This window comes from Alcanivorax sp. HI0083 (assembly GCF_001635175.1).
Genome location: NZ_LWFX01001367.1, coordinates 1 through 6,214 on the forward strand (window position 1 = coordinate 1; position 6,214 = coordinate 6,214).

At 59.6% G+C, this 6,214-nt stretch carries 8 protein-coding genes; 5 read left to right on the plus strand and 3 right to left on the minus strand.

The features are described from left to right. Together A3754_RS20625 and A3754_RS20630 are read right to left on the minus strand one after the other, a co-directional pair. On the minus strand, nt 1-831 hold an 831-nt coding region (locus A3754_RS20625), incomplete at its 3' end, for an NAD(P)/FAD-dependent oxidoreductase (RefSeq protein WP_063521189.1). A gap of 135 nt (nt 832-966) precedes the next feature. Continuing rightward, the gene (locus A3754_RS20630; protein WP_063521182.1) at nt 967-1,743 is read right to left on the minus strand and encodes a ferredoxin--NADP reductase; all 777 of its coding nucleotides are present in this window, start codon (nt 1,741-1,743) and stop codon (nt 967-969) included. Nucleotides 1,744-1,903: 160 nt separating this feature from the next. On the opposite strand from A3754_RS20630, the gene A3754_RS20635 reads away from it, so the two are divergent. Genes A3754_RS20635 through cobS form a run of 3 tightly spaced genes read left to right on the plus strand, consistent with a single transcriptional unit; the run spans nt 1,904 to nt 4,125 of the window. Beyond that, nucleotides 1,904-2,788: a LysR family transcriptional regulator gene (locus tag A3754_RS20635; RefSeq protein WP_063521183.1), complete on the plus strand. Its 885-nt coding sequence runs from the start codon at nt 1,904-1,906 to the stop codon at nt 2,786-2,788. Continuing rightward, nucleotides 2,767-3,300, plus strand: a complete 534-nt coding sequence (locus tag A3754_RS20640) for a M23 family metallopeptidase (RefSeq protein WP_063521184.1) — start codon at nt 2,767-2,769, stop codon at nt 3,298-3,300. The genes A3754_RS20635 and A3754_RS20640 overlap by 22 nt, the downstream gene beginning before the upstream one ends. Before the next feature lie 45 nt (nt 3,301-3,345). After that, nucleotides 3,346-4,125 (plus strand): adenosylcobinamide-GDP ribazoletransferase, encoded by a 780-nt coding sequence (gene cobS, locus A3754_RS20645; RefSeq protein WP_063521185.1) that lies wholly within the window; start codon nt 3,346-3,348, stop codon nt 4,123-4,125. 106 nt (nt 4,126-4,231) lie between these two features. Here cobS and A3754_RS20650 read toward each other — a convergent pair whose 3' ends face one another. Next, nucleotides 4,232-5,044 (minus strand): DUF3298 and DUF4163 domain-containing protein, encoded by an 813-nt coding sequence (locus tag A3754_RS20650; protein WP_063521186.1) that lies wholly within the window; start codon nt 5,042-5,044, stop codon nt 4,232-4,234. Nucleotides 5,045-5,267: 223 nt separating this feature from the next. Between A3754_RS20650 and A3754_RS20655 the strand changes: the two genes are divergently transcribed. After that, nucleotides 5,268-5,714, plus strand: coding sequence for a YtoQ family protein (locus A3754_RS20655; protein ID WP_063521187.1), 447 nt, complete (start codon nt 5,268-5,270; stop codon nt 5,712-5,714). Nucleotides 5,715-5,855: 141 nt separating this feature from the next. After that, nucleotides 5,856-6,214 (plus strand): hypothetical protein (locus A3754_RS20660; RefSeq protein ID WP_063521188.1); only part of this gene is annotated, 359 nt, incomplete at its 3' end.

Here is a 6,214-nt window from a genome sequence, read left to right on the forward strand (position 1 = left end):
GGTTAGCTGCTGCGCCTGGGTCAGTGGTGTCAGTACCTCGTCCAGTTGCGGCCAGAAGGTATGCAGTGCGCCGCGCCATTTTTCAAAAGGTGAGGCGGCAAAGTCCGGTTGTTGCCATTGGGCGATCTCGGTGACCGGCAGGCTCCAGAAAAAGCTGGCTAGCGGTGTCTCCGGCTGGTCCGGGCGGCTGCCGGTGGGCAGAATGCCGGCCATGGCGCTGGCCCGGTGATAGCGCTGCTGCAGCAGAGGCACGTCAAAGGGGGCGGCCATGGGCAGCATGGCCCACATGGCGCCCCACGGGTACAGGCGATCGTAGCGCGTCCAGGCCGCTGGTCGCAGCTGGCTGTGGCTGCCGTTGGCGATCAGCACCGCATCGAAGGCAAGCACCTCGGTACGCTGGTTTTTTTCGAGGGTGACCAGGGTTTGGTGTGCTTGAGAGTCTACGGTGAGCACGGTACAACCCATGCGGCGTTGATGCGGCAGGGTTTGCAGGTGGCTGTCCAGCACATGACAGAGGCTGGCCCGGTGGATGCCCAGGCCGTGGGTCTGCTCGCCAAGGGGGCGGTAATGGCTGTTCATGATGGCGCGCCCGGAACAGGTGTGCCCCACCAGGGCATTGATATGCGCGCCGTAACGGCACATGGACTGATAGAGCCCCATGCGGTGGAGGACGCTGAGTCCGGCGGGCTGTAACAGCAAGCCGGCACCCACCGGTTCCAGGGCGGGGGCCCGTTCTATCAGCGTGACGGTGTGGCCCTGTTGGGCCAACAACGCCGCAGTTGCGAGCCCGGCGGTACCGGCCCCGATGATGGCAATGGATTGTGGTTGCACGGCTGGAACATTCCCTTCCCCGAAAAGGCTAGTGGAGAGTAGCAGACTGGGTTGCAGAGAGACGGGCACAGATAAAAAAACGGGCCGCGAAAGCGGCCCGTTAGCGTGTTGCATGCAGCGTGAAACGTGTTGCGTCTATTTCTCCACAAACGCCCGTTCAATCACGTACTCACCCAACACCCCGCCTCGGGTTTCCTTGAAGCCCCAGTTGTCGAGGATCTCGGTGGTGTCCTTGAGCATGGCCGGGCTACCGCAGAGCATGAAGCGGTCGTTTTCCAGGCTCGGGGTGGGCAGGCCCAGGTCTGCGAAGATCTTGCCGCTGGTCATCAGGTCGGTGAGGCGCCCTTCGTTACGGAACGGCTCACGGGTCACCGTGGGATAGTAGAGCAATTTGCCGTTGACGAACTCACCGAAGAATTCGTTGTTGGGCAGCTCATTCTCGATGGTGTTCTGGTAGGCCAGTTCGGACACATGACGGACCCCGTGGGTGAGGATGACGCGGTCGTACTGTTCGTACACTTCCGGGTCCTTGATGATGCTCATAAACGGCGCCAGGCCAGTGCCGGTGGACAGCAGCCACAGGTTCTTGCCCGGCAGCAGGTGGTCGGCCACCAGGGTGCCAGTGGGCTTGCGGCTCACGTAGATCTTGTCGCCCGGCTTGATGTTCTGCAGCTGGGAGGTGAGCGGGCCGTCCTGCACCTTGATACTGAAGAACTCCAGTTCTTCCTCATAGTTGGCGCTGGCAATGGAATAGGCGCGCAGCAACGGGCGGCCGTTGTCCTGCTCCAGGCCAATCATGGTGAAATGTCCGTTCTTGAAACGGAAACCCGGGTCCCGGCTGGTGGTAAAGCTGAACAGGGTATCGTTCCAGTGACGAACGCTTTTGACGGTTTCGGTATTCAAATTAGACATAGTTAAATCAGCGCTTATTCCAAAATTCCAGATGGTGGAAATTTAACCGAATGGCATTTATCGGTAAAATGGGTTGTTCCGATATTTGATATCGATGAATCAGGTATAGCATGCCAGTCACAATCAATAATGATTCTCATTTAATCATGGGTAGGTGGTCATGCGCTACACCCTCAGGCAACTGGAAGTCTTTCTTGCCATTGCCCACTTTGAAAATGTGAGCCATGCGGCCAAGCACCTGAGCATGTCCCAGTCGGCGGCATCCGGGGCGTTGAAAGAGCTGGAAGGGCTGTACGATGTGAAGTTCTTCGAGCGGGCCGGCAAGCGGCTGAAGCTCAATGAGCTGGGCCGGCAGTTCTGGCCGCGGGCGGAAGCGCTGCTGGCCCAGGCCCGTGAGCTGGAAGCGGACCTGCAGTCCCACCGGGATCTGGGGCGACTCAATGTGGGCGCCACCCTGACCATCGGCAATTACCTGGCGGTGGCGATCATGGCGGAGTATATGGCTCAGCAGCCGGGTGCGCGGGTGCATCTGGAAGTGGCCAACACCCGTTCGATTGTGGATCGGGTGCTCACCTTTGAGCTGGATCTGGGGCTTATCGAGGGCGAGCTGAACCACCCGGACCTGGAGTTGTTGCCCTGGCGCGAGGATGAGCTGGTGGTGTTTTGTCGCCCGGAGCATGCGCTGGCAAGTAAGGGAGCGCTGACTGACGACGATTTGCGGGCGGCGCACTGGATTGTTCGTGAGTCGGGTTCCGGTACCCGGCAGACCTTCGAGCGGGCCCTGCACGGGCTGGTGCCCGAGCTGGACCTGGCCCTGGAGCTGGAGCATACCGAGGCGATCAAGCGGGCGGTGGAAACCGGCCTGGGCATCAGTTGCCTGTCGCGGGTGTGTTTGCAGGAGGCGTTCAAGCGGGGCTCGCTGGTGGAGCTGGCGGTGCCGCACCGGGATTTCAGTCGGGAATTCTATTTTGTGCTGCATCGCCAGAAGTACCGCAGCCCTGGCATTGAGAGGTGGCTGGAATTATGTCGCGAATCCGTACTGTAACCCGTCGCGGCCTGTGGCTGCTGCTGTTTGTACTGGTGGCAGGCTTGCTGCTGCCGGAGGCCCGGCAGGTGCCGGTGCAGGGCGCAGACCGTAATGACTGGCACCCGCAGACTTTCTGGTATCACCCCTGGGGCCAGTCCGGGGTTCACAAGGGCGTGGATATCTTTGCTGATGCGGGGACGCCGGTGATCGCCAGCAGTGGCGGCCTGGTGCTGTACCGCGGCGAGCTGTCGCGGGGCGGCAAGGTGGTGCTGATGCTGGGGCCGAAATGGCGGTTGCACTATTACGCCCATTTGCAGTACATCGCCGACAGTGGCATTTGGCTGGGGGCGGGCGCCCCGGTGGGCACCGTGGGGGACAGTGGCAATGCGGCGGGCAAGCCGCCGCATCTGCACTATTCCCTGGTGAGTCTGTTGCCGCTGTTCTGGCGGGCTGACGAGGCGCCGCAGGGCTGGAAGAAGATGTTCTTCCTGGACCCCACGACACATTTTGTGATCAGGCCGGGGGCCTGATTCAGTCAATGTTCTCCACGAGGCCTATCGACAGCAGGATGTTTGATGACACAACAAGCGGACAATAACCGTTCTCTTCAGCGCTGTATTCAAGATGAATGGCAGGCGTTCTGGCTGGCAGTGGGATTTCTGACCCGCGTGCCCATGCTGGTGCGCATTGATTACAGCCAGGCACTGATGAACCGTTCCAGTGTGTATTTTCCGCTGGTGGGGTTGCTGCTGGGGATGGTGTACGCGGCGCTGTTCGTGTTGCTGGACGGATTCTGGAATACCGGGATCAGTGTGGCCCTGGTGCTGGCATTTCACCTGTGGATCACCGGGGCTTTCCACGAAGACGGACTGGCAGACAGTGTGGATGCGCTGGGTGGTGGTTATACCGTGGCACGCCGTCTGGAAATCATGAAGGACAGCCGTATCGGCACCTATGGGGCGGTGGCGTTGATCATGGCGCTGGGTTTGAAGGGATTGTTGCTGGCAGACGCGAATTCCGTTTGGCTGGCCCTGTTGCTGAGCCCGGTGATCGGCCGTTTAACGCCGCTGTGGTTAATGCGGTTTCTGCCCTACGTGACCGACCCGGACACCAGTAAAAGCAAACCCGTAGCGGAAGGCTTCAGCGCAAAACGCCTGGTTGTCGCTACCGCGATGACGGTGACAGTGGCGGCCTTAGCCGGAGCGCTGGTGCCGGCGATATTGTCCGTTGCAGTGGTGGCGTTGCTGTGGGGTGGGTATCTGTGGCGGCAGTTGCGGGGGTATACCGGCGATGCGTTGGGCGCCAGCGTGATTCTGGCGGAGCTGGTGTTTCTGTTAGCGTTGGTGGCGGCGTAGGAGAGGGAAACCGTTGCGAGTGACGAGAAGCGAGTTTCGAAAGTCAAAAACATGAGAGCCGGGTTGTTTTGATATTCGCTCTTCGAAACTCGCTTCTCGTAACTTGTCACTGCTGTGGCAAATATTGCCCGCGCACAATGCCTTCCAGCTCCGCATAGGGAATCGTCAGGGTAGGCTGGCCCATGGCGTAAGGCGCGATGTGGTACACGTTGTATTGCAGCACCATCCCTTCGTCACTGAAGAAGACGTTATCGGTCTTGTCGAACGGCCAGCTGTCACGGAAAGCCTGGTCCAGGTTTTCCTCGTCCAGCCAGGCGGTGTGTTGTTCGCGGGCTTTTTCCCAGAAGGCAGACTGTTGGCCGGGCACCAGCAGGTCGCCCGGTTTTACGCTTTGCTGTTTGGCCAGGTCCCAGTGAAAGTACTGCACGCTGGGCAGGCCGTGGGCACCGCCGGTGTATTCATAGGTTTCCATGGACAGGGTTACCAGGTCGCCGCGTCGGCCCTGTTTTTTCACCGTGGCATTGAGCTCCCAGCCCTGCTCCGAGGCCATGGCCATGTCGGACGCATCTTGCAGAAACGCATCGGCCAGCCCTTCGATGGTGCCATCGTGGGTGGCGTTGCCTTCATCCTGAATCAGCATGGCGGCCAGGTTCTGGGTGATGGCGTCGTTCAGTGCGGGCTGGTTCTCAAAGGTAAGCCATTGCAGGTCCACTTTCGGGCAGCCGTCAGCGTCACACTGCTCATCGGTTTTATTCAGGGTATGGACGATTCGCACCAGAATTTCCGGGGCGGCACCGGTTTGTGCGGCGTCGCTCTTGTCGGTGGAGGCCGGTTTGTCAGCGGGCTTTGCCGGCGCGTCCGGGTCGTCGCAGCCTGCCAGCAGCGCGGTGGCGAGCAGGAGCAAAAATGTCATACGCATGGCATACCCTTCCTGAAATCAATGAAAACGAATGGAGGCATTTAACGGCAGCCACCGCCCCGGTTCAAGGTGCAATGGGATTAACTCGGCTGCAGCGTTCTGTACAGAGGTTTTTTCATTTAGCGTCAGGCATCAGGCGTTGAGGGTGCGGCGCTCGGAAGGTGGCTTTTGCAATCCGGCGGGCCTATCCTGCCGCTTTTCAGAATCAATCGGGAGAATCACCATGAGTTTCTGGACCGTTTACCTTTCCGGGGAAATTCACACCGACTGGCGCNAGCGCATCGTGCAGGGTTGCGCCGAGAAAGAGCTGGATATCGAATTCAGCAGCCCGGTGACGGACCACGAGGCCAGCGACAAGGTGGGGGTCAATATTCTCGGTGCGGAAGACAAGCGTTTCTGGGAAGACCGCCTGGGTGCCGGCATCAATGGTATCCGTACCCGCAAGCTGATTGACGAGGCGGACCTTGTGGTGGTGCGTTTTGGCCCCAAGTATAAGCAATGGAATGCGGCATTTGATGCCGGCTACACGGCGGCGTTGGGCACACCGATGATCATTTTGCACGATGAAGAGCACGATCATCCGTTGAAAGAGGTGGATGCCGCCGCCGATGCGGTAGCGCGCACCCCGGAGCAGGTGGTGGAGATGCTGGCGTATATTCTCAACGCATGAATCCCCGGGTAAAACGGGGCATTCTGGCCTCGTTTTACGGCTTTTTGCATCATCGGGGGAGCGTTTTGCCGTCTGACTTGTCACATTCCAGTACAGGCATAGCCAGATTTGGCACAAAAGGCAAAACAAGGAGTTGTCCCGATGACACACCGATTATTGGCCGCCGCCACCCTTATGCTGGTGACCACCGCCACGGCGTGGGCAGAGACGGAAGGCGTTCCCAACGTGAAAACGCCGGAACCGGAAAAAGTGGAAACCCAGATGGAAGAAACGCTGGACGATATCCAGAATTATTCCGTGGAACAGAAAAACCAGGCCATGCGCGTGGCGCGTCACGCCATCGATGACCTGAATCAGCAGATCACCCTGCTACAAGGCGACATCAACAGCCAGTGGCGCGATCTGTCCCAGGATGCTCGCCTGCAGAAGCAGGAGGCGCTGACCGCCCTGAAAGAGCAGCAAGCCCAGCTGGAAACCCGCTATCAGGCCCTGCAGAATGC

What these genes read in the sequence shown, in the direction of transcription:
- A3754_RS20635 (WP_063521183.1), top strand. Translation starts at nt 1,904, where the DNA reads ATGCGCTACACCCTCAGGCAACTGGAAGTCTTTCTTGCCATTGCCCAC.
- A3754_RS20640 (WP_063521184.1), top strand. Translation starts at nt 2,767, where the DNA reads ATGTCGCGAATCCGTACTGTAACCCGTCGCGGCCTGTGGCTGCTGCTG.
- A3754_RS20630 (WP_063521182.1), bottom strand. Translation starts at nt 1,743, where the DNA reads ATGTCTAATTTGAATACCGAAACCGTCAAAAGCGTTCGTCACTGGAAC.
- cobS (WP_063521185.1), top strand. Translation starts at nt 3,346, where the DNA reads ATGACACAACAAGCGGACAATAACCGTTCTCTTCAGCGCTGTATTCAA.
- A3754_RS20650 (WP_063521186.1), bottom strand. Translation starts at nt 5,044, where the DNA reads ATGCGTATGACATTTTTGCTCCTGCTCGCCACCGCGCTGCTGGCAGGC.